At 68.7% G+C, this 20,510-nt stretch carries 21 protein-coding genes; 16 read left to right on the top strand and 5 right to left on the bottom strand.

Annotation, left to right across the window (positions count from 1 at the left end; genetic code table 11):
* Positions 1–3 precede the first annotated feature (3 nt).
* From rplO to rplQ, 7 genes are all read left to right on the top strand, one after another.
* The gene (rplO, locus tag J3S89_RS08370) at positions 4–486 is read left to right on the top strand and encodes a 50S ribosomal protein L15 (protein ID WP_217927035.1); all 483 of its coding nucleotides are present in this window, start codon (positions 4–6) and stop codon (positions 484–486) included.
* Between the two features lie 57 nt (positions 487–543).
* Positions 544–1,875, top strand: a complete 1,332-nt coding sequence (gene secY, locus J3S89_RS08365; RefSeq protein ID WP_217927034.1) for a preprotein translocase subunit SecY — start codon at positions 544–546, stop codon at positions 1,873–1,875.
* On the top strand, positions 1,872–2,453 hold the full coding sequence (locus tag J3S89_RS08360) for an adenylate kinase (protein ID WP_217927033.1): 582 nt from the start codon (positions 1,872–1,874) through the stop codon (positions 2,451–2,453). Before secY ends, J3S89_RS08360 begins: the two co-directional genes overlap by 4 nt.
* Before the next feature lie 234 nt (positions 2,454–2,687).
* On the top strand, positions 2,688–3,056 hold the full coding sequence (rpsM, locus tag J3S89_RS08355; protein ID WP_217927226.1) for a 30S ribosomal protein S13: 369 nt from the start codon (positions 2,688–2,690) through the stop codon (positions 3,054–3,056).
* Positions 3,057–3,144: 88 nt separating this feature from the next.
* Positions 3,145–3,534 carry a 30S ribosomal protein S11 gene (rpsK, locus tag J3S89_RS08350; protein WP_217927032.1) on the top strand — a complete coding sequence of 130 codons (390 nt, stop codon included), beginning with the start codon at positions 3,145–3,147 and terminating at the stop codon, positions 3,532–3,534.
* Between the two features lie 141 nt (positions 3,535–3,675).
* Positions 3,676–4,698: a DNA-directed RNA polymerase subunit alpha gene (locus J3S89_RS08345; RefSeq protein WP_217927031.1), complete on the top strand. Its 1,023-nt coding sequence runs from the start codon at positions 3,676–3,678 to the stop codon at positions 4,696–4,698.
* A 274-nt stretch (positions 4,699–4,972) separates the two neighbouring features.
* The gene (rplQ, locus tag J3S89_RS08340) at positions 4,973–5,389 is read left to right on the top strand and encodes a 50S ribosomal protein L17 (RefSeq protein ID WP_217927030.1); all 417 of its coding nucleotides are present in this window, start codon (positions 4,973–4,975) and stop codon (positions 5,387–5,389) included.
* A gap of 39 nt (positions 5,390–5,428) precedes the next feature.
* Here the strand turns inward: rplQ and J3S89_RS08335 are convergent, their stop codons facing one another.
* Positions 5,429–5,851 (bottom strand): winged helix-turn-helix transcriptional regulator, encoded by a 423-nt coding sequence (locus J3S89_RS08335; RefSeq protein ID WP_217927029.1) that lies wholly within the window; start codon positions 5,849–5,851, stop codon positions 5,429–5,431.
* 105 nt (positions 5,852–5,956) lie between these two features.
* Here J3S89_RS08335 and J3S89_RS08330 point away from each other — a divergent pair, with 105 nt between their 5' ends.
* The 3 genes from J3S89_RS08330 to J3S89_RS08320 all read left to right on the top strand — a co-directional run bounded on the left by J3S89_RS08330 (position 5,957) and on the right by J3S89_RS08320 (position 9,694).
* Positions 5,957–6,715, top strand: coding sequence for an SDR family oxidoreductase (locus J3S89_RS08330; RefSeq protein WP_217927028.1), 759 nt, complete (start codon positions 5,957–5,959; stop codon positions 6,713–6,715).
* A gap of 242 nt (positions 6,716–6,957) precedes the next feature.
* On the top strand, positions 6,958–8,358 hold the full coding sequence (locus J3S89_RS08325) for a Do family serine endopeptidase (protein WP_217927027.1): 1,401 nt from the start codon (positions 6,958–6,960) through the stop codon (positions 8,356–8,358).
* Positions 8,359–8,383: 25 nt separating this feature from the next.
* Complete coding sequence (locus tag J3S89_RS08320; protein WP_217927026.1) at positions 8,384–9,694, top strand: replication-associated recombination protein A; 1,311 nt, start codon at positions 8,384–8,386, stop codon at positions 9,692–9,694.
* A gap of 49 nt (positions 9,695–9,743) precedes the next feature.
* Here the strand turns inward: J3S89_RS08320 and J3S89_RS08315 are convergent, their stop codons facing one another.
* The 4 genes from J3S89_RS08315 to J3S89_RS08300 all read right to left on the bottom strand — a co-directional run bounded on the left by J3S89_RS08315 (position 9,744) and on the right by J3S89_RS08300 (position 13,838).
* A complete protein-coding gene (locus J3S89_RS08315; protein WP_217927025.1) occupies positions 9,744–11,765 on the bottom strand; it encodes a bifunctional metallophosphatase/5'-nucleotidase in 2,022 nt (673 codons plus the stop codon).
* Positions 11,766–11,890: 125 nt separating this feature from the next.
* Positions 11,891–12,448, bottom strand: coding sequence for a biotin transporter BioY (locus J3S89_RS08310; RefSeq protein ID WP_217927024.1), 558 nt, complete (start codon positions 12,446–12,448; stop codon positions 11,891–11,893).
* A gap of 35 nt (positions 12,449–12,483) precedes the next feature.
* Positions 12,484–13,110, bottom strand: coding sequence for an energy-coupling factor transporter transmembrane component T (locus tag J3S89_RS08305; protein WP_217927023.1), 627 nt, complete (start codon positions 13,108–13,110; stop codon positions 12,484–12,486).
* Entirely contained in the window at positions 13,107–13,838 is a 732-nt protein-coding gene (locus J3S89_RS08300; protein WP_420801293.1) for an energy-coupling factor ABC transporter ATP-binding protein, read from the bottom strand. Before J3S89_RS08300 ends, J3S89_RS08305 begins: the two co-directional genes overlap by 4 nt.
* Before the next feature lie 218 nt (positions 13,839–14,056).
* On the opposite strand from J3S89_RS08300, the gene crcB reads away from it, so the two are divergent.
* From crcB to J3S89_RS08270, 6 genes are all read left to right on the top strand, one after another.
* Entirely contained in the window at positions 14,057–14,458 is a 402-nt protein-coding gene (gene crcB, locus J3S89_RS08295; protein WP_230488919.1) for a fluoride efflux transporter CrcB, read from the top strand.
* A 425-nt stretch (positions 14,459–14,883) separates the two neighbouring features.
* Positions 14,884–15,882 carry an RluA family pseudouridine synthase gene (locus J3S89_RS08290; RefSeq protein ID WP_217927022.1) on the top strand — a complete coding sequence of 333 codons (999 nt, stop codon included), beginning with the start codon at positions 14,884–14,886 and terminating at the stop codon, positions 15,880–15,882.
* A 13-nt stretch (positions 15,883–15,895) separates the two neighbouring features.
* Complete coding sequence (locus J3S89_RS08285) at positions 15,896–16,819, top strand: RluA family pseudouridine synthase (RefSeq protein WP_217927021.1); 924 nt, start codon at positions 15,896–15,898, stop codon at positions 16,817–16,819.
* 276 nt (positions 16,820–17,095) lie between these two features.
* Entirely contained in the window at positions 17,096–17,764 is a 669-nt protein-coding gene (locus J3S89_RS08280) for an HAD-IA family hydrolase (RefSeq protein WP_217927020.1), read from the top strand.
* Positions 17,765–17,788: 24 nt separating this feature from the next.
* The gene (locus J3S89_RS08275; RefSeq protein ID WP_217927019.1) at positions 17,789–18,586 is read left to right on the top strand and encodes an ATP12 family chaperone protein; all 798 of its coding nucleotides are present in this window, start codon (positions 17,789–17,791) and stop codon (positions 18,584–18,586) included.
* Between the two features lie 121 nt (positions 18,587–18,707).
* A complete protein-coding gene (locus J3S89_RS08270; protein ID WP_217927018.1) occupies positions 18,708–20,240 on the top strand; it encodes an acyl-CoA carboxylase subunit beta in 1,533 nt (510 codons plus the stop codon).
* Positions 20,241–20,510: the final 270 nt, after the last annotated feature.

Genomic DNA, 20,510 nt, shown 5'->3' with positions numbered 1-20,510 from the left:
AACATGAAGCTCAACGAGATCAGCGACAACGTCGGCGCCGCCAAGAAGGGCAAGCGCCTCGGCCGCGGCATCGGTTCGGGTCTGGGCAAGACCTCCGGTCACGGCGTCAAGGGCCAGAAGGCGCGCTCCGGCGTCGCCATCAACGGCTTCGAAGGCGGTCAGATGCCCCTGCATCGCCGCCTGCCGAAGCGCGGCTTCAACAACATCTTCCGCCTCGACTACAACGAGGTCTCGGTCGCGCGCGTTCAGGCCGCCATCGACGCCGGTCGTATCGAAGCGGGCGTGACCATCACCGGCGAAGTCCTCAAGGCGGCCGGCGTCGTCCGTCGTCTCAAGGACGGCATCCGTCTGATCGGCCCGGGCGAGCCCAAGGGCGCGCTCACCTTCGACGTCGCCGGCGGCTCCAAGCCGGCCATCGAAGCTGTCGAGAAGGCCGGCGGCAAGGTGATCGTCACCGAGAAGAAGAAGGCGGACGCGGCCGAGTGATCGGCCGCTTTCGTCGGACTGACATATCTCCCTTACGAAGCACCGGAGACGAGTGACATGGCGTCTGCTGCCGAACAGCTTGCGGCCAATCTCAACTGGGGTGCCTTCGGCAAGGCCGAGGAACTGAAGAAGCGCATCTGGTTCACGCTGGGTGCGCTTCTCGTTTATCGGTTGGGCACCTATCTGCCCCTGCCGGGCATCGACGCCGCTGCGCTCGCCAAGGCGTTCAACAACGCTCAGACCGGCATCATCGGTCTGTTCAACATGTTCTCCGGCGGCGCCGTCGGCCGCATGGCGATCCTGGCGTTGGGCATCATGCCCTACATCTCCGCCTCGATCATCGTGCAGCTGATGACGACGGTCGTCCCCTCTTGGGAAGCGCTCAAGAAGGAAGGCGAATCGGGCCGCAAGCAGCTGAACCAGTACACGCGCTTCCTCACCGTCGTGCTGGCGATCTTCCAGGCCTGGGGCATCGCCGTCGGTCTCGAGGGCGCCTCCGGCGTCGTCGCCGCGCCCGGCATGTTCTTCCGCATCTCCGCGGTGATCACGTTGGTCGGTGGCACCATGTTCCTGATGTGGCTGGGTGAGCAGATCACCTCGCGCGGCATCGGCAACGGCACCTCGCTGATCATCTTCGCCGGCATCGTCGCGGGTCTGCCGCAAGCCATCGCCGGCACCCTGGAGCTCGGTCGTCAGGGGGCGATCTCGACCTTCGCGATTCTCGCCATCATCGTCGTGGCGATCGTCGTCGTCGGCTTCGTGGTGTTCATGGAGCGCGCGCAGCGCAAGCTCCTGATCCAATATCCGAAGCGGCAGGTCGGCAATCAGATCATGCAGGGCCAGTCCTCGCATCTGCCGCTGAAGCTCAACACTTCCGGCGTCATCCCGCCGATCTTCGCCTCCTCGCTTCTCCTGGTTCCGGCGACCATCGCCAACTTCCAGACGGGGCAGGGGCCGGGGTGGTTGACCACGGTGACGGCGCTGCTCGGCCACGGCCAGCCGCTCTACATGCTGATGTACGCGGCGCTGATCGTCTTCTTCGCGTTCTTCTACACCGCCATCGTCTTCAACCCGACCGACACGGCCGACAATCTGAAGAAGCACGGCGGCTTCATTCCGGGCATCCGCCCGGGTGAACGCACCGCGGAATACATCGACTACGTCCTGACGAGGATCACGGTGGTCGGCGCCATCTACATCGTGTTGGTGTGCCTATTACCCGAATTCCTCATTTCCTGGACGGGCGTCCCGTTCTATTTCGGCGGCACGTCGCTGCTGATCGTGGTCTCCGTGACCATGGACACGGTGTCGCAGATCCAGGGACATCTGCTCGCCCATCAATACGAAGGTCTGATCAAGCGGGCGAAGCTCAAGGGGGGACGTCGATGAGACTCATTCTGCTCGGACCGCCGGGTGCCGGTAAGGGGACCCAGGCCACGCGTCTGGTCGAGAAATACGGGATCGTCCAGCTTTCGACCGGCGACATGTTGCGCGCGGCCGTGAAGGCGGGAACCGACGTGGGTCTCAAGGCCAAGGCGGTGATGGAATCGGGCGGGCTCGTCTCCGACGACATCGTCATCGGCGTCGTCGCCGACCGAATCGACGAGGCGGATTGCGCGAAGGGCTTCATCCTCGACGGCTTCCCGCGCACCGTGCCCCAGGCCGAGGCGCTGACCGCCATGCTGAAGTCCAAGGGGCTGAAGCTCGACGCCGTGATCGAACTGGTCGTCGATGCCGAGGCGCTGGTCGCCCGCATGGAAAATCGCGTCAAGGAGACGATCGCCGCCGGCGGGACGCCCCGGCCCGACGACAATCCGGAGAGCTTCCGCAAGCGCCTGGGCGAGTACCAGGAGAAGACCGCGCCGCTGTCGGGCTACTACGCCTCGACCGGCGAACTGAAGACCGTCGACGGCATGAAGTCGATCGACGAGGTCACCGCCGCCATGGGCGCGATCCTCGGCGCCTGACGGCGCGGAGGCGTGCCCGGAACCGACGAGGAACCACGGTCGGACGGTTGCGTCCGGCCGTGGAATCCTTTATCTACCGGCCCCACATCGCGATCATGAGCGATCGGGGCCGGGACCATGGGGTTTCGGCCACCCGGTCCTTTCGTCGTGAACGGCCTGTTCACGAAGGACTTGGCCGACCTCGAACAACGAGCGCACCGGAAGGTGTCCTCGGGAATCGACTGGAGAGAAACCGTGGCCCGCATCGCAGGCGTGAACATCCCCACCAACAAGCGCGTCGTCATCGCGCTTCAGTACATCCATGGCATCGGCGCCAAGAAGGCGTCCGAGATCGTGGAGAAGGTCAACATCGCGTCCGAGCGGCGTGTGAACGAGCTGTCGGACGCCGAAGTCCTGCAGATCCGCGAAGTGATCGACCGCGACTATCTGGTCGAGGGTGATCTTCGTCGCGAAGTCGCGATGAACATCAAGCGTCTGATGGACCTCGGCTGCTATCGCGGCCTGCGTCATCGTCGCGGCCTGCCGGTCCGCGGCCAGCGCACGCACACCAACGCCCGCACCCGCAAGGGTCCGGCGAAGGCGATCGCGGGCAAGAAGAAGTAATTCGTCGAGGGGCGAGCGTCGTGAGACGTCCGTCCCGGTGGAGCCGCTGGTATTACGGCGGCGTTGAGATCGAAGGTAAGGACATTCGATGGCCAAGGAAGCGACGCGCGTCAAGCGCCGTGAGCGCAAGAACATCACCTCTGGTGTCGCGCACGTGAACTCGACGTTCAACAACACGATGATCACCATCACCGATGCGCAGGGCAACACGATCTCGTGGTCGTCGGCCGGCGCGCTCGGCTTCAAGGGCTCGCGCAAGTCGACCCCCTACGCCGCGCAGGTCGCCGCCGAGGACGCCGCCCGCAAGGCGGCCGAGCACGGCATGCGCACCGTCGAGGTGGAAGTCCGTGGCCCCGGTTCGGGCCGTGAATCCGCGCTGCGCGCTCTCCAGGCGGCCGGCTTCATGGTGACCTCGATCCGCGACGTCACCCCGATCCCGCACAACGGTTGCCGTCCGCGCAAGCGTCGTCGCGTCTGATCGCATCACCCATCGGGGGCGGGCAGCCTCCGGAAGCGGCGGGTCGTCCACCCGCCGCTTCGTGCGTTTCCGAGCGGTATCGCGCGGGCAGGGTGCTGGACGGCACCGATATCCCGCCGAAGACCATGAGAAGGTTCGAACGTGACCATTCATAAAAATTGGCAAGAGCTGATCCGCCCCAACAAACTCGACGTGAAGCCGGGTGACGACGCGCGCCGCAAGGCGACCGTGGTCGCCGAGCCGCTCGAGCGCGGGTTCGGCCTGACCCTCGGCAATGCCCTGCGTCGCGTGCTGCTGTCCTCGCTCCAGGGCGCGGCGGTGACCGCCGTGCAGATCGACGGCGTCCTGCACGAGTTCTCCTCGATCCCCGGCGTCCGCGAGGACGTCACCGACATGATCCTGAACATCAAGGAGATCTCGGTGAAGATGCACGGCGACCTGCCCAAGCGCATGGTCGTCCGCAAGCAGGGTCCGGGCGTCGTCACCGCCGGCGACATCCAGACGGTCGGCGACATCGAGATCCTCAACCCCGAGCTGGTGATCTGCACCCTCGACGAGGGCGCCGAGATCCGCATGGAGCTGACCGTGGCGACCGGCAAGGGCTACGTCCCGGCCGACCGCAACCGTCCCGAGGACGCGCCGATCGGCATGATCCCGGTCGACAGCCTCTATTCGCCGGTCAAGAAGGTCTCCTACAAGGTCGAGAACACCCGTGAGGGCCAGGTTCTCGACTACGACAAGCTGACGCTGTCGCTCGAGACCGACGGGTCGGTCTCCCCGGACGACGCGGTCGCCTACGCGGCCCGCATCCTCCAGGACCAGCTGGCGATCTTCGTGAACTTCGAGGAGCCCCGCAAGGAGGCCGTCGAGGAGAAGATCCCCGAGCTCGCCTTCAACCCGGCGCTGCTCAAGAAGGTCGACGAGCTCGAGCTGTCGGTGCGTTCGGCGAACTGCCTGAAGAACGACAACATCGTCTACATCGGCGATCTGATCCAGAAGACCGAAGCCGAGATGCTCCGCACCCCGAACTTCGGCCGCAAGTCGCTCAACGAGATCAAGGAAGTTCTCGCCCAGATGGGTCTCCATCTCGGCATGGAGGTCACCAACTGGCCGCCGGAGAACATCGAAGAGCTCGCCAAGCGCTACGAGGATCATCAGCTCTGAGATCGCACCCGCGAGGGGCTTCTCTTTTGCTGAGCGAGGCGGTATGACCCGCCGGAGAATTTCGATCGGAGCCATGGCTCCGATCGCGACGTCCACCGAAGCGGGCCTCGCCCGGTCGGGTACAAAGACTTCCAAGCCCGGACGCACAATACCCGGGGTGCCACGGTGACGAGCCGGGGCTCCCGACGCGTGCGGGAGACCTCGAACCGAAGCGCCGATCGCGAGATCGCCGCGAACGACGGCGGACCATCCGCCCGGCACCCGGAGAAGACCCATGCGTCACGGCAAAGCTGGCCGTAAGCTCAACCGCACCTGGGAACATCGCAAGGCGATGTTCGCCAACATGGCCGCCTCGCTCATCACCCACGAGCAGATCGTCACCACCCTGCCCAAGGCGAAGGACCTGCGTCCGATCGTCGAGAAGCTGGTGACCCTCGCCAAGCGTGGCGACCTGAACTCGCGCCGCAACGCGGTCGCCCAGGTTCGCGACGAGAAGGCCGTCAAGAAGCTCTTCGACGTTCTCGGCCCGCGCTACAAGGACCGCAACGGCGGCTACACCCGCGTTCTCAAGGCCGGCTTCCGCTTCGGCGACAACGCCGCGATCGGCGTCATCGAGTTCGTCGACCGCGACGTCTCCGCCAAGGGCGCCGAGGATCGCGCCCGCCGCGAGGCCGAGGAAGCCGAAGGCTGATCCCCGCGTCCATCGTCGAATCTTCGAAACGCCCGGAGGTCACCTCCGGGCGTTTTCGCGTTCGTCATAGGCGGCGCGCGCCGCCTCGATCCGCGCCTGGTTCTCCGCCGCCCAGAGCCAGACCCCGCAGAAGGCCGCGCCCAACGACTGACCGAGATCGGTCAGCGCATAGTCGACGTGCGGCGGCACCACCGGATGGACGGTGCGGCCGACGAGCCCGGTCCGCTCCATGTCGCGCAGCGTCTTGGTCAGCATCTTCTGGCTGATGCCGCCGACCGCCCGGCCGATCTCGGTGAACCGCATCGTGCCGCGCTCGGCGAGCTCCTCGAGCACCAGAAGCGTCCACTTGTCGGCGACCTGCCCGATGATCGCCTTCACCAGCGCCTCGACCGCCGGATCCTCGGCGGCGGGATGATCGCAGGTCGGGGCGAACAGCGAGTCGGTCGAGATCGCGTCGGTCATGCACACACTCTCCTAGAGGTAAGTATCGAACGAAATGGTGCCTACTTACCAGAAGAGAGCATGAGCCCTAACTTCGTTTCACGCAACGAGGAAGGGACTGCATCCATGAAGACCACGGGCAACACGATCCTGGTGACCGGCGGCGCCAGCGGAATCGGCCGCGCGCTCGCCGAGGTGTTCCACGCTCAGGGCAACACGGTGATCGTCGCCGGGCGCCGTCGCGCCGCGCTCGACGCGGTCGTCGCCGCGAACCCCGGCATGAGCGCGATGGAACTCGACGTCGCCGATCCGGCCGCGGTCACCGCCTTCGCGGCGGAGATCACGGCGGCGCATCCGGCGCTGAACGTCGTCGTCAACAACGCCGGCATCATGCGGCCGGAGGCGATCACCACCGCCCCCGCCGATCTTGCCGACGCCGAGGCGATGGTGGCGACGAACCTGCTCGGCCCGATCCGGCTCACCGCCGCTCTGCTGCCGCATCTGATGGCGCAGCCGGCGGCCTCGATCGTCACCGTCTCGTCCGGCCTCGCCTTCGTGCCGCTGGTGGCGACGCCGACCTATTCGGCGACCAAGGCGGCGATCCATTCCTGGTCGATGGCGATCCGCCGTCAGCTGGCCGAGACCTCGGTCGAGGTGATCGAGATCGCCCCGCCCTATGTCCAGACCGAGCTGATGGGCGAGCATCAGGCGACCGACCCGCGCGCCATGCCTCTCGCCGACTTCATCTCCGAGGTGGCGAGCCTGCTCGCCCAGGACCCGACGCCGGCCGAGATCATCGTCGAGCGTTGCAAGCCGTTGCGCTTCGCCGCCGAGAACGGCAATCTCGCCGAGGTCTTCGACATGCTCGCCTCGATGAACGAGTGAGGTCGCCGGCCCCGTGTCGGACGAGGAAAGGGCGGCCGCCACGGCCGCCCTTTCGCGTTCGCGGGACCCCGGGGCCGGGAGAGGGGGGCGCCGAGCCCGGCGGCGGCTCCTACCTCGCGGCGTCTCGCCCTCGGATTGCCGCGTTCTCGATCGATGGAGGAGGCCCGCCGCCCCCGGCCTCTGGCGCTGGCGCGCGCGGCGGCCTAAATCATCGATGACGACCGCCCGAGGAGAATCGCCCGATGAAGTCGATGCCCGTCGCTCTCGCACTCGCCGTCCTGGTCGGCCTCGGTGGCCTCGCCCCCGCCGGAGCCCAGCCCGTCGTCCCCGAGAGCCGGACCCAGGTCACCCTGTCCTTCTCGCCGGTCGTCAAGGCGGTCGCCCCGGCCGTGGTCAACGTCTACGCCTCCCGCAAGGTCGAGGCGCAGGTGAACCCGCTCTTCGCCGATCCCTTCTTCCGCCAGTTCTTCGGCGGCATGGGCGACGCGGAGCCGCCGGCGCGCATCCAGTCCTCGCTCGGCTCCGGCACCATCGTCGATCCCTCGGGCATCATCGTCACCAACGTCCACGTCATCCGCGACGCGACCGACGTGAAGGTGGCGCTCGCCGACAAGCGCGAGTTCGAGGCGGACGTGATCCTCAAGGACGAGCGCACCGACGTCGCGGTGATCAAGATTCGTCAGAAGGGCACCTACCCCTATGCCCAGCTCGGCGATTCGGAAGCGCTCGAGGTCGGCGATCTCGTCCTGGCGCTCGGCAATCCCTTCGGCGTCGGCCAGACGGTGACGCAGGGCATCGTCTCCGGCCTCGCCCGGACCCGGGTCGGACGGGGGGATTCCCACTATTTCATCCAGACCGACGCGGCCATCAATCCCGGCAACTCCGGCGGCGCCCTGGTCGATCTCCACGGGCGCCTCGTCGGCGTGCCCTCGCAGATCTATTCCCAGTCGGGCGGGTCGATCGGCATCGGCTTCGCGATCCCGGCGACGGTCGTCAAATTCGTGCTCGATCAGGCGAAGACCGGCTCGGTGGTCCGCCGTCCCTGGCTCGGCGCGACCCTTCAGAACGTCACCGCCGACGTCGCCGAGGGCCTCGGCCTCGATCGGCCGATCGGCGCGCTGGTCACCGGGCTGGTGCCCAAGGGCCCGGCCGCCGAGGCGGGCCTGAAGATCGGCGACCTCCTCATTTCGGTCGACGGCCGCGAGGTCGACGATCCCGACGCCTTCGGTTTCCGCTTCGGCACCCGTTCGCTCGGCGGCGAGGTCGCGGTCGAGCTGATCCGCGCCGGCAAGAAGATGGAGACCCGCATCGCCTCGCGCGCCGCGCCCGAGACGCCGGCTCGCGACACGCTCACCGTCGAGGGGCGCTCGCCCTTCGCCGGGGCGACGGTGATGAACCTCTCGCCCGCCGTCGCCGAGGAGCTGCGCCTGCCCTTCGATCTCGAGGGCGTGGTGATCACCGACGTCGCCGACGGCTCGCCGGCCGCCCGCGTCGGCTTCCAGAAGGGCGACCACGTCATGGAGATCAACGGTACCGCCGTCGACCGGACCGCGACGCTGAAGCGGCTGGCGCTGTCCGATCCGCCGGTGTGGCGTCTGGTGATCGAGCGCGGCGGCCGGCTGATGCGCATGGCCTTCCGGTGAGACGCGGGGAGGGGGCTTCGATCCGATGAGCGATCTCTTCGCCGCCGCCGGCCTGGAGCGACCGAGCCAGCGCCCGCTCGCCGACCGGCTGCGCCCGAAGTCGCTCGCCGACGTGGTCGGCCAGGATCATCTCGTCGGCCCCGACGGCACCATCACCCGCATGCTGCGCTCGGGCAGCCTCGGCTCGTTGATCTTCTGGGGCCCGCCCGGCACCGGCAAGACCACCGTGGCGCGGCTCCTCGCCGGCGAGACCGATCTCGCCTTCGAGCAGATCTCGGCGATCTTCACCGGCGTCGCCGACCTGAAGAAGGTCTTCGAGACCGCGCGCGGGCGCCGCGCCATGGGCAAGGGCACGCTGCTCTTCGTCGACGAGATCCATCGCTTCAACCGCGCCCAGCTCGACAGTTTCCTGCCCGTGGTCGAGGACGGCACCGTCGTTCTGGTCGGCGCCACCACCGAGAACCCGAGCTTCGAACTGAACGCGGCGCTTCTCTCGCGCGCTCACGTCCTCGTCTTCAAGTCGCTCGACGAGGCGGCGATCACCCGCCTCCTCGCCCGCGCCGAAACCGAGCTGGGCCATCCCCTGCCGCTCGACGAGGCCGCGAAAGATCTCCTGGTGCGCATGGCCGACGGCGACGGCCGCGCCGCGCTGACGCTCGCCGAGGACGTGCTGCGCGCCGCTCGCGAGGGCGAGGTCTTCGACGAGAAGGGCCTCGCCGAGGTGGTCCAACGGCGCGCGCCGATCTACGACAAATCGCAGGACGGCCACTACAATCTCATCTCGGCGATGCACAAGTCGGTGCGCGGCTCCGACCCCGACGCGGCGCTCTATTGGTACGCCCGCATGCTGGAGGCCGGGGAGAGCCCACTCTTCCTCGCCCGCCGCATCGTCGTGATGGCGGCCGAGGACGTCGGCCTTGCCGATCCGCAGGCTCTCGTCGTCGCCAACAACGCCAAGGACGCCTACGATTTCCTCGGCAGCCCCGAGGGCGAACTGGCGATCGCCAACGCGCTGGTCTATGTCGCCACCGCCCCCAAGTCGAACGCCGTCTATCTCGCGCTGAAGGCGGCTCGCCGCCTCGCCAAGGAGGCGGGATCGCTGCCGCCGCCCAAACACATTCTGAACGCCCCCACCAAGCTGATGAAGCAGGAGGGCTATTCGGAAGGCTATCGCTACGACCACGACGAGCCCGACGCCTTCTCGGGGCAGAACTACTTCCCCGAGAAGGTCGGTCGCGTCCACCTCTACGACCCGGCCGAACGCGGCTTCGAGCGCGAGATCCGGAAACGCTTGGACTGGTGGGCGAAGCTCCGGCGCGAGCGGGGCGAACACTGAGGAGCGGGCGGCCGGTCTCCCGCCCGCCCGTCTTTCGATCGAGGGTCGATCACTTCGCCGCGACGACGAGACGGCCGTCCTTGCGGGCGCCGGTCTCCGGGGTCAGCCGGCCGAGGGCGCGGATCTGCGCGACGATCTCGTTGCGATAGACGAAGCCGGTGTCGCGCTTCGGCAGCTTGGTGAGATCGTAGCCCTTGATGCCGGTCGGCAGCCCGCCGGCGATCTCGCGTCCGTTCCAGGCCTCGGCGAAACCGCCGTTGCCGATGTAGCTGCCGAAGGCGACGCGGAACGGCTGGTCGAGCACCTCCTCGACCTTGCGCCCCTTGATCGTCACGTCGATCGCCGTCGCCTCTCTGGCCGATGCCCCGAGCGCGATCCGGTACCGGAGCCCACCCGAGAAGTGCAGGAAGCCGCGGCTGACGTAGGTCTTCAGATCGATCGGTGTCGGCCCGGCGAGTTCCTCCGGCCGCACCACGCGCTGGGCGTTGGAAGCGAGCATCGCCTGGATGTCGCGCCCGGTCATGGTGAGGATCTGGATCGAATCGGCGAAGGGCATCACCTGGAACCAGTCACCGAAGGTGATCGTTCCCCGGGCGGGAATGCCGGCGACGAGGCCGGTGGCGTTGAAGGCGGCGATGTCGACCGCCCCGTCGGGGAACTGGGCCGAGCGCGCCACCAGGAGGTCGTTCATCAGATCGGCGATCGCGGATTCGCCGACATAGCGATCGGCCCGGGTGCGGTCGGTACCGATCATCTCGTCGGCCTCGACCTCGGCGATCGGGTCCATCAGGCGTCCACCGAGCTTGGCGACCAGCGGCGTCAGGGCGAGGCTGTGGAAGCCCTCGTCCCAATCGCCGCTCTGCTGGAGGCCGGCCGCCTTCGGGTCGCTCGCGGGCACCCGGACGTCGGACTTCTTGAGGGCGTGGAGTTCGGCCGCCGCCGCGACCAGCTTGGTGCCGTTCGCCTCGCGGGCGAGTTGCAGCCGGGCCTCGCCGAGATGGCTGCCGTGGAACCCGGCCTGGACGATCACCACCCGGCCGGCGACGAGGTTGCGCGGCTCGAGCCCGTCGGCGTTGAGCGCGGTATGGGTGTGGCCGCCGACGATCAGCACCGGCCGGTCGGTCGCCTCCGCCACGACCTCGGCGAGCCGGGTATCGCCGGCGCCGAGCCGGCGCTCGGCGCCGCCCGACTGCGCGCCGGTGCCGGTGCCGCCGTAGCCGAGATGCGACAGGATGACGACGACGTCGCAGGCGCGGCCGAGCGCCGGCAGAACGTTGCGCGTCACCGCGATCGGATCGGCGACCGAGAGGCCGGGATTTTCCTTGGTGCCGACGCGGGTGTCCTCCGGCGTGGTCAGGCCGAGGAGACCGATCCGCAAGCCCTTGGCGACGCCGACGAGGACGGGGTGATGATGACGCCCGCGAATGAGATCGCGCGTGTCGGCGATGTTGGCGGAGAGCACCGGAAGATCGCCGTTGCGCGCCAGGAGATCGGCGAGCACGGCGGTGCCGCGATCGAACTCGTGATTGCCGAGCACGGCCGCGTCGACCCCCGCCACCACGAAGGAGCGGTAGGAGGGGTGAGCGATCGTCTCCTCGACGGTGAAGGCGAGCAATTCGTCGAGCAGGCTGCCGGTCTGATCGTCGCCGCCGGAGAGGAAGAGGACGATCTCGTCGGCCGCCTGGGCCGCGCGCCGCGCCCGCACCTGCTTCACCATCTGGGCGAAGACGCGGGTCTCGCCGCGCGCCGGATGCGGCACGGTGACGTTGTTGTGCAGGTCGTTGAAATGCAGGACCGTCAGGCGCCGGACGGTGCCGGGCGCCGGGGCTTCGACCGGAACGGTGAGGTCGGCGACCGGGCCGGCGATCGGATCGACGTCGAAGCGATAGAGGCGCTCGAAGGCGCCGACCGGATTGGGCGCGAAGCGATGCGCCGTCGGAGCTTCGGCGGCGCTCGCCGCGGGCGTCGAGGTCGCGGCCGCGACCGGCGTGGCGGCGACGATCATCGACGTGGGGACGAACGGAGAGGCGGCCACGCCCGCGAGGAGAGTGCGTCGGGAGACAGAAGTCATCGGAACGGTTCCCTGAAGGGGATTTGTCCTTCCGACCATACGGAGAGGACGCGCGAGCCTGCACGTCCCCCATTGCAGTCCCGTGACGCCCCCTCAGCGGGGGAGTTCCGACGTCGCCCTCGGTCTCACTTCCGCTCGAGCGCGAAGGCGTCGCGGACCTTGAGGGTCACCAGCGCCGCCACCACGGCCTTGATCACGTCGCCGGGCGCGAAGGCGAGCGAGCCGAAGAAGGCCTTGCCGAGCCCGAGTTTCGCGCCGAAGGCGAGCCAGGCGATGCCGCAGGCGTAGAGCACGACGATGCCGCCGAGGATCGCCGCGATCGAGAGCCCGATCACGCGCGCGACCATGCCCTTGCCCGGCCCATCGAGACGCATGGCGAGGAGGCCGGTGACGAAGGCGGCCGGGATCCAGCCGAACAGGAAGCCGGCGGTCGGCCCGACGAAGACCCCGATGCCGCCGCGTCCGCCGGCCAAGACCGGCAGCCCGATGCCGACCAGCGCGATCACGACCACCGGCGCCAGCGCGCCGCGCTTCGGCCCGAGCACGAGACCGGCGAGCATCACCCCGAGCGACTGGAGCGTGATCGGCACCGGCAGACCGGCGATCGGAAACGAGGGCACCGCGCCGAGCGCGATGATCAGCGCGGCGAAGAGGGCGATGTAGCCGATGTCGCGGGTGTTCATGAAGGGGTTTTCCTTGGGCTTTTCGAGAACCGTTCTCACTTTGCATTATTGGAATTTCGTGGTGGGGGAAAGCCGCGCGCGTCGATCGCGTCGGCGACCACCTGAGCCCGGACGAGGGTGCGCACCACCAGCGGCACGATCACCGCGATCGGGTGGGAGCCGAGCCCGCGTGCGGCCTGCGCCTCGCGGATCTCGCGGGCCTCCTCCACGATCAGCGGCACGAAGCGCAGAGCCAGCGTCAGCGTCAGCGAGGCGCGGCCGGCATCGACCAGCCCGAGCCGCTCGAACGGCCCGAGCGCCCGCTCGAACGTGTCGGTCAGCTCCGCCGTGGTGGTGGTGAGCGTCACCGCATGGGCGGCGAAGGCGAGGGCGAGAAGACGCGGCACCACGCTCGCCGCCGTCGCCACGTCGACGAAGACGAGGTCGACCACCCCGAGCGCCGCGATCACCGTCATCGGCAGGGCGAGGTCGCTCGCGATCTCGCGGAACCGCCGGCCGGTCGAGCGCAGGCCGAGGAGGGCGACGAGCGCCGCGCCGACGAGCACGTCCGGCCGATCGACGAAGAAGAGCGCCGTGGCGACGAGCGCCAGAGCCGCGAGTTTGAGGCCGGTGGGCAGACGATGGAGGGGCGTCGCCCCGCTGCGGCCGATCCCGTCGATCATCCCGCCCGCTCCCGATGGCAGGCGATCGCCGCCGCCGCCGCCCCGTCGAAGACCACCCGGCCGTCCTCGAGCACGAGCACGCGTTCGAAGTCGGCGAGGAGGTCGAGATCGTGGGCGACGACGATCAGCTGTTCCGGCAGGCCCGCCATCAGCCGCGCCAGCCGATTGCGATTGCGCAGATCGAGCTGCGACGTCGGCTCGTCGAAGAGGAGCGTCTTCGGCGCCACGGCGAGCAGGCCGGCGAGCGCCACCAGTTGTTTCTCGCCGCCGGAGAGCTCGTGGATGCGCCGGGCGGCGAGGGCCTCGATGCCGAGACGAGCGAGCGCCGCCTGCGCCCGCTCGCGGGTCTCGGCCTTGCTCCAGCCGTGGTTCTTCAACCCGAAGGCGAGATCGTCGGCGACGATCGGGAACACGATCTGGTTGTCCGGGTTCTGGAAGAGGAGGCCGGTCGTCGCCCGGACGGCGCGTGCCTGCGCGCTCGGATCGAGCCCGTCGACGGTGACCCGGCCGGCGCTCGGGGCGACGAGACCGATGATCGTCTTCAGAAGCGTCGACTTGCCCGAGCCGTTGAGCCCGACGATGCCGATCCGCGCTTCCGCGAGCCGGAGCGTGACGCCGTCGAGCGCGACCCGCCCCTCGCGGGCGACGGCGACGGCGTCGAACAGGATGGTCTGGCGCGGGGGCTCCGGCGGGTCGCCGGGGCCACGCCCGGCGCCGGCCGGGACGATGACGGACACGGGGTGCGATCCTTCCCTCGAGGGGCGGCGCGACCGGCGCACGGAGCGCGCGCGGTCGCCGAGCGGCCGGCGTCGTTTCTCGACGACGAGGTCGGCCCCTGTCAAGGAAGGCGACGCCTCGACCGGCGGCCTCTGCCCGGCAAGCGGGCGTGACTCCTTCGCCTCCCCGGCGTTAGGTAGGAGCACCCGTCGACGAACCGGAGCCGCCGATGCCCCTGCAAATGAAACTCCTCGCGCTGGTCTTCCTCGGCGGCGGCCTCGGCTCGACCCTGCGCTACGGCGTCACCCTGGCGGCGCTGCGGATACTCGGCGCCGGCTTTCCTTGGGGCACCTTCGCGGTCAACGTGATCGGCTCGACGGTGATGGGCGGCTTCGCCGGATACCTGTTGAGCCGTGCCCCGGGCGCCGGTTCGGACGCGCTGCGCCTCTTCTTCATGACCGGCATCCTCGGCGGCTTCACCACCTTCTCCGCCTATTCGCTCGACACCGTGGCTCTGTGGGAGCGCGGCGCGACGGCCTCCGCGATCGTCTACGCGGTCGGCTCGGTGGTGCTCTCGCTGGCGGTCCTCACCCTCGCGCTGGTGACGGCGCGCGGCTGGTTCGCCACTTGAGAAGACCTGCGAGATCGCGCCCGATCCCGGCGGATTCGTCACGTGAAGTGGCGGACCCGATGGTGGAGGTGGAGGGTCTTCGCCTTGAATCGTCACATGAAGTGCGAGCGGAAAGCGATTCTGCCTCGAGCACTTGGACGGGTTTTCGGAATCGATCTGCCAAGGACTTGAATCGGATCCTGAAGCCCGATTTCGGGGCGCTCGGACCGACGAGCCATCCTCGCAGCGAGGGATGAAGGCGAGGTGAATCGATGGATGAGGTCCCCCCGTCCGCCTCGCCCGCCGCCTCCGGCGCTTGAATCGGAATCGGAGGATGAAGCGCTTCACGTGGTCGAAGCGCTCGATTCATGACGCTAGGGAAGAGCCGCCTTTCGCTTGCGCGCTCACGCGCTTTCGGTCATGACGAAGCGAACAGGAAGAAATCCATGGCGACCGTCGAGACCATCACCGTCGGCGAGGACGAGGCGGGTATGCGCCTCGACCGCTGGTTCAAGGCCCATTACCCCGGCCTCTCCTTCGTCGCGCTGCAGAAGCTGACGCGCACCGGACAGGTGCGCCTCGACGGCAAGCGCTGCGACACCTCCTCCCGCATCGAGCCGGGCAACGTCGTGCGCGTGCCACCGCTCGCCACCGATGCCAAGAACGTGCCCCAGCGCGAGGAGAAGGCCGAGCCGCTCGAGGGCGACGCCAAGTTCCTGAAGTCGATCGTGCTCTACGAGGACGACGACGTCATGGTGCTGAACAAGCCCGCCGGCCTCTCGGTCCAGGGCGGCTCCGGCGTCCATCGCCACGTCGACGCCATGCTCCAGTCGCTGGTCGACAAGCGTGGTCAGGTGCCGCGTCTGGTCCACCGCCTCGACAAGGACACCGCCGGCTGTCTGGTCATCGCCAAGCGCCGCCTGATCGCCGCCGGCCTCGCCGCCAGCTTCCGCTCGCGCCACGCCAAGAAGACCTATTGGGCGCTGGTCGCCGGCGTGCCCCATCCCAAGCAGGGCAAGATCTCGACCTGGCTCGCCAAGGACGAGGAGAAGGACGGCGAGAAGATGCGCATCGCCCGCCACGGCGAGGAGGGGGCGAGCCACGCGCTCACCCATTACTCGGTGGTCGACAACGCCGGTCAGACCCTCGCCTGGCTGAGCCTCAAGCCGGTCACCGGCCGCACGCACCAGTTGCGCGCCCATACCGCCCACATCGGCCACCCGATCGTCGGCGACCCCAAGTACTTCGACAAGCGCGACTGGGAGTTGCCGGGCGGCATGCAGAACAAGCTGCATCTCCTCGCCCGCCGCATCATCCTGCCGCATCCGAACGGCAAGGGCATCATCGACGTCACCGCGCCGTTGCCGCCGCACATGAAGCAGTCGTGGAACCTGCTCGGGTTCGACGCCGCGTCCTACGATCCCGATCTCGACGACGAGGATTGAGGAGCGGCGGGCGATGGAGCGCACCGTCCACACCTCCGAGAAGGGCATGCGGCTGGAGCGCTTCCTGCGCATCCATTTCCCGCGTCTGCCCGGCGCCGCCCAGCTCCTGAAGCAGGGCCGGCTCACCGTCGACGGCCGCAAGGCTCGCGCCCTCGATCCGCTCGCCCCCGGCCAGATCGTCCGCATCGGCGAGCCCGCCCCGCCGCCCCGGCCGGCGGGGGAGGGCGCCGCGACCGGAGGAGAGGCGCCCGGCCCGAGCCCGGCCGATCGCGCCCGCCTCGCCGCGATGATCGTCCACGAGGACGACGACCTCCTGGTGCTCGACAAGCCGGCCGGCCTCGCCGTCCACGCCGGCACCCGCACCACCGACGATCTGGACCGCCTGCTCGCCGGCTTCGTCGATGCCGAGGGCGAGCGTCCGGTGCTGGTCCACCGGCTCGACAAGGACACCTCCGGCCTCCTGGTCGCCGCCAAGCGCCGGCGCGAGGCCGCCCGGCTCGGCGCCGCCTTCGCCGGCCGCGACGTGGAGAAGACCTATCTCGCCGTGGTCGAGGGCGTACTCGATCCCCCGCGCGGCACCATCGCCGTGCCCCTGAGGAAGATCGAGACGCCACGCGGCGGCCGCATGGTCGCCGCCCCCGACGACCCCGCCGCCCTCACGGCCGTCACCGACTGGCGCGTCGTCGAGATCCGCGAGGGCGGCGCCTCCTCTCTCGTCGCGCTCACGCCGAAGACCGGACGGCAGCATCAGCTGCGGGCGCACATGCGCGAATGCGGCCATCCGATCCTCGGCGACCGCCTCTACGGCCGCGCCGGAAGCGCCCCCCGCCTGATGCTGCATGCGTTGCGGCTGCGCCTGCCGGCGACGTCGGGCACCGATCTCCGCCTGGAGACGCCGTGGCCCGCCGCCTTCGGCCCCCGCACCGAGGGCGTCTGACGCGAGGGACGGGACCGTCCCACCAGCTCGGACCGCGCCGAGCCGGCGCTCGCTCCGGCAAAAAATCACCTTCTTTGGAATTTTCTGGGGAGGATCATGACCTCGGTCATTCTTTCGTTGCATATGAGTCTCTAAGACCGACATGGATCACGGAAGGACCGACTGACCCTCGGCGCATCCGTGCCGTCGAGAGTCGCGTCGCGGCCTCGATGGGGCCGGCGGCAACCCGCCGGCCTTCTCTCACCCTCGTCGATCCCGTTTCCGAGGGGCTCTCCCATGTATCTCGTCCTGTTCGACGTCGACGGCACTCTGGTCGACAGCCAGCACATGATCGTCGCGGCGATGAACCGCGCCTTCGCCGCGGTCGGCCGCGCCGCGCCGTCGCGTGCCGAGACCCTTTCGGTGGTCGGCCTGTCGCTCGCCGAGGCGATGACCCGTCTCGCCGGCCCCGACGTCGGCGCCAACGCCGTCGATACGCTGGCCCACGCCTACAAGACCGCCTATTTCGATCTGCGCCGCTCCGGCGGCGATCAGGAGCCGCTCTACCCCGGCGCTCGCGCCGCCCTCGACGCGCTCGCCGCCCGCGACGACGTCCTGCTCGGGCTCGCCACCGGCAAGTCGCATCGCGGCATCCGCGCCGTTCTCGACCTCCACGACCTCAACGGCCGCTTCGTCACCATCCAATGCGCCGACGATCACCCCTCGAAGCCACATCCCGCCATGGTCCTGGCGGCGCTGGCGGAGACCGGGGTGGCGCCCGAGCGCGCGGTGATCCTCGGCGACACCACCTTCGATGTGACGATGGGCCGATCGGCGGGAATTGTTGCTCTCGGCGTCGCTTGGGGCTACCACGCGGTCGAAGACCTCGCGGCGGCCGGCGCCGAGACCGTGCTCGCCGACTACGCCGACCTGATGCCCGCCCTCGCTCGCCGGTTCGCCTGGTGACGGGGCCACCGTCGAGAGCCAGCCATGCGTGATCTCCTCTGGTTCGATCCGAGCGCCGAAGCCACCGCCCCCGACCGGGTGCTGTCCCACCCCGATCCCGTCGAGCGTGCCCGCGCCGCGCAGAAGCGCCACCTGCCGAAGCGCTTCTGGAAAGAAGTCGCGGTCGAGGCGACCGACGCCGGCTTCCGCCTCCTTCTCGACGGCCGCTCGGTGAAGACGCCGCTGAAGCGCGAATTGTGCCTGCCGAGCGCCGACGTCGCCGAGGCCGTCGCCGAGGAATGGCGCGCCCAGGAGACCCATCTCGATCCCGCCACCATGCCGGTCACCCGCATCGCCCATTCGGTGATCGATGCCGTCGTCGACCGCCGCGACGAGGTCGCCGCCGACGCGCTCAAATATGCCGGCAGCGATCTCCTGTGCTATCGCGCCGAGGCGCCCGACCGTCTCGTCGCCCGCCAGAGCGAGGGCTGGGATCCGCTGCTCGACTGGATCGACGAGGCCCACGGCGCGCGCCTGTTGGTCGTCGAGGGTGTCGTGCATGTGGCGCAGGACGGGGATGCGATCCATGCACTGCGCGCAAGGGTCGACGGGCTCGACCCGTGGGCCCTCGCCGGCCTCCACGTCGTCACCACCCTGACCGGGTCCTTCGTTCTGGCGCTCGCCCTGCTCGAAGGCCGTCTCGACCGGGATGCGGCTTGGACTCTCGCTCATATCGACGACACCTGGAGCGCCGAACTGTGGGGTCGCGACGCGGAAGCGGAGGCGCGGCTCGCCGCTCGCCGTCTCGAGTTCGACGCCGCCGCGCGCCTGATGGACCGCTGATCCGGCCGCGCGGGCATCTCGCGCGGCGTCGCTACGACGTTGGGGGCACTATGCCGGCGAAACCCGTCGTGCTAACTACCGCCCCCGATCATTCTTTTCCTGAGAAGACGGGGTTTCTCCCATGAAGGAAGTTCTCGCGGAGCTCCAGCGTCGTCGTGACGAGGCTTGGTTGGGCGGCGGACAGAAGCGCATCGACGCGCAGCACAGGCGCGGCAAGCTGACCGCGCGCGAGCGCATCGAGGTCCTGCTCGATCACGACAGCTTCGAGGAGATCGACATCTACGTCGAACATCGTTGCATCGATTTCGGCATGGAAGAGACCAAGATCCCCGGCGACGGCGTGGTCATCGGCTCCGGCACCATCAACGGCCGCACCGTCTATCTCTTCGCCAAGGACTTCACGGTGTTCGGCGGCTCGCTCTCCGAGGCCCACGCCGCCAAGATCGTCAAGCTCCAGGAGATGGCGCTGAAGAACCGTTGCCCGGTGATCGGCCTGTTCGACGCCGGCGGCGCCCGCATCCAGGAAGGTGTCGCGGCGCTCGGCGGCTACGGCGAGGTGTTCCAGCGCAACGTTCTGGCCTCGGGCGTGATCCCGCAGATCTCGGTGATCATGGGTCCCTGCGCCGGCGGCGACGTCTATTCGCCCGCGATGACCGACTTCATCTTCATGGTCCGTGACACGTCCTACATGTTCGTGACCGGCCCGGACGTGGTGAAGACCGTGACGAACGAGATCGTCACCTCCGAGGAACTCGGCGGCGCCTCGGTGCACACCACCAAGTCCTCGGTCGCGGACGGCTCCTTCGAGAACGACGTCGAGGCGCTCCTCCAGATGCGCCGCCTGATCGACTTCCTGCCGATCAACAATCAGGCCGAACTCCCCGAGATCGAGACCGCCGACGACGTCGATCGCCTCGACTTCGGCCTCGACAGCCTGATCCCGGACAATCCGAACAAGCCCTACGACATCAAGGAGCTGATCCTGAAGACGGTCGACGAGGGCGACTTCTTCGAGATCCAGCAGAATCACGCCAAGAACATCGTGATCGGCTTCGGCCGCGTCGAGGGCCGCACCGTCGGCGTCGTCGCCAACCAGCCGATGGTGCTCGCCGGCGTGCTCGACATCGACGCCTCCCGCAAGGCGGCGCGCTTCGTCCGCTTCTGCGACGCCTTCAACATTCCGATCATCACCTTCGTCGACGTGCCCGGCTTCCTGCCCGGCACCGCGCAGGAATACGGCGGCCTCATCAAGCACGGCGCGAAGCTGCTCTTCGCCTATGCCGAGGCGACCGTGCCGAAGATCACCGTGATCACCCGCAAGGCCTACGGCGGCGCCTACGACGTCATGGCCTCGAAGCATCTGCGCGGCGACTTCAACTACGCCTGGCCCTCGGCCGAGATCGCGGTCATGGGCGCCAAGGGCGCGGTCGAGATCCTCTATCGCTCCGAACTGGACGATCCGGAGAAGATCGCGGCCCGCACCGACGAGTACAAGCGCCGCTTCGCCAATCCCTTCGTGGCGGCCGAGCGCGGCTACATCGACGACGTCATCAAGCCGCACTCCACCCGCAAGCGCATCGCCCGCGCGCTGCGTCTGCTGCGCACCAAGCAGCTGACCAACCCGTGGAAGAAGCACGACAACATCCCGCTCTGAGGGATCCGTCGCCGCGACATCGAGAAGGCCGTGCTCCGCAGGGGCACGGCCTTCGTCGTTTCGAAGGGGCGAGGGGCTCTGCCCTCGAACCTCGGCACCCTCTTCCGGCCACCTCCGTGATCCCCACACGCTCCGTCGTCCCCGGGCTCGACCCGGGGATCCATGCGGCCCTCCGCCCGCGTGACGGCCGCCGGACGCCCGGGCGCATCCATGCCCCGGACGTCCCGGCGCGGCGCCTCGCGCCCCTTCTCGCCTTGCCCTCGCCCCATC

This window comes from Pinisolibacter aquiterrae, assembly GCF_019160155.1.
Taxonomy (GTDB): Bacteria; Pseudomonadota; Alphaproteobacteria; order Rhizobiales; family Ancalomicrobiaceae; genus Pinisolibacter; species Pinisolibacter aquiterrae.
Note: the sequence above shows the minus strand (reverse complement) of the source record. Positions and strands in the feature narration are given on the sequence as shown.

Excerpts from the sequence above, each read along its gene's own strand:
- J3S89_RS08335 (WP_217927029.1), bottom strand. The coding sequence starts at position 5,851 with ATGACCGACGCGATCTCGACCGACTCGCTGTTCGCCCCGACCTGCGAT.
- J3S89_RS08305 (WP_217927023.1), bottom strand. The coding sequence starts at position 13,110 with ATGATCGACGGGATCGGCCGCAGCGGGGCGACGCCCCTCCATCGTCTG.
- J3S89_RS08270 (WP_217927018.1), top strand. The coding sequence starts at position 18,708 with ATGAAGGAAGTTCTCGCGGAGCTCCAGCGTCGTCGTGACGAGGCTTGG.
- J3S89_RS08330 (WP_217927028.1), top strand. The coding sequence starts at position 5,957 with ATGAAGACCACGGGCAACACGATCCTGGTGACCGGCGGCGCCAGCGGA.
- J3S89_RS08325 (WP_217927027.1), top strand. The coding sequence starts at position 6,958 with ATGAAGTCGATGCCCGTCGCTCTCGCACTCGCCGTCCTGGTCGGCCTC.
- J3S89_RS08315 (WP_217927025.1), bottom strand. The coding sequence starts at position 11,765 with ATGACTTCTGTCTCCCGACGCACTCTCCTCGCGGGCGTGGCCGCCTCT.
- J3S89_RS08360 (WP_217927033.1), top strand. The coding sequence starts at position 1,872 with ATGAGACTCATTCTGCTCGGACCGCCGGGTGCCGGTAAGGGGACCCAG.
- J3S89_RS08275 (WP_217927019.1), top strand. The coding sequence starts at position 17,789 with ATGCGTGATCTCCTCTGGTTCGATCCGAGCGCCGAAGCCACCGCCCCC.
- rplQ (WP_217927030.1), top strand. The coding sequence starts at position 4,973 with ATGCGTCACGGCAAAGCTGGCCGTAAGCTCAACCGCACCTGGGAACAT.
- J3S89_RS08310 (WP_217927024.1), bottom strand. The coding sequence starts at position 12,448 with ATGAACACCCGCGACATCGGCTACATCGCCCTCTTCGCCGCGCTGATC.
- J3S89_RS08320 (WP_217927026.1), top strand. The coding sequence starts at position 8,384 with ATGAGCGATCTCTTCGCCGCCGCCGGCCTGGAGCGACCGAGCCAGCGC.
- rplO (WP_217927035.1), top strand. The coding sequence starts at position 4 with ATGAAGCTCAACGAGATCAGCGACAACGTCGGCGCCGCCAAGAAGGGC.
- J3S89_RS08280 (WP_217927020.1), top strand. The coding sequence starts at position 17,096 with ATGTATCTCGTCCTGTTCGACGTCGACGGCACTCTGGTCGACAGCCAG.
- secY (WP_217927034.1), top strand. The coding sequence starts at position 544 with ATGGCGTCTGCTGCCGAACAGCTTGCGGCCAATCTCAACTGGGGTGCC.
- J3S89_RS08285 (WP_217927021.1), top strand. The coding sequence starts at position 15,896 with ATGGAGCGCACCGTCCACACCTCCGAGAAGGGCATGCGGCTGGAGCGC.
- J3S89_RS08290 (WP_217927022.1), top strand. The coding sequence starts at position 14,884 with ATGGCGACCGTCGAGACCATCACCGTCGGCGAGGACGAGGCGGGTATG.
- crcB (WP_230488919.1), top strand. The coding sequence starts at position 14,057 with ATGCCCCTGCAAATGAAACTCCTCGCGCTGGTCTTCCTCGGCGGCGGC.
- rpsK (WP_217927032.1), top strand. The coding sequence starts at position 3,145 with ATGGCCAAGGAAGCGACGCGCGTCAAGCGCCGTGAGCGCAAGAACATC.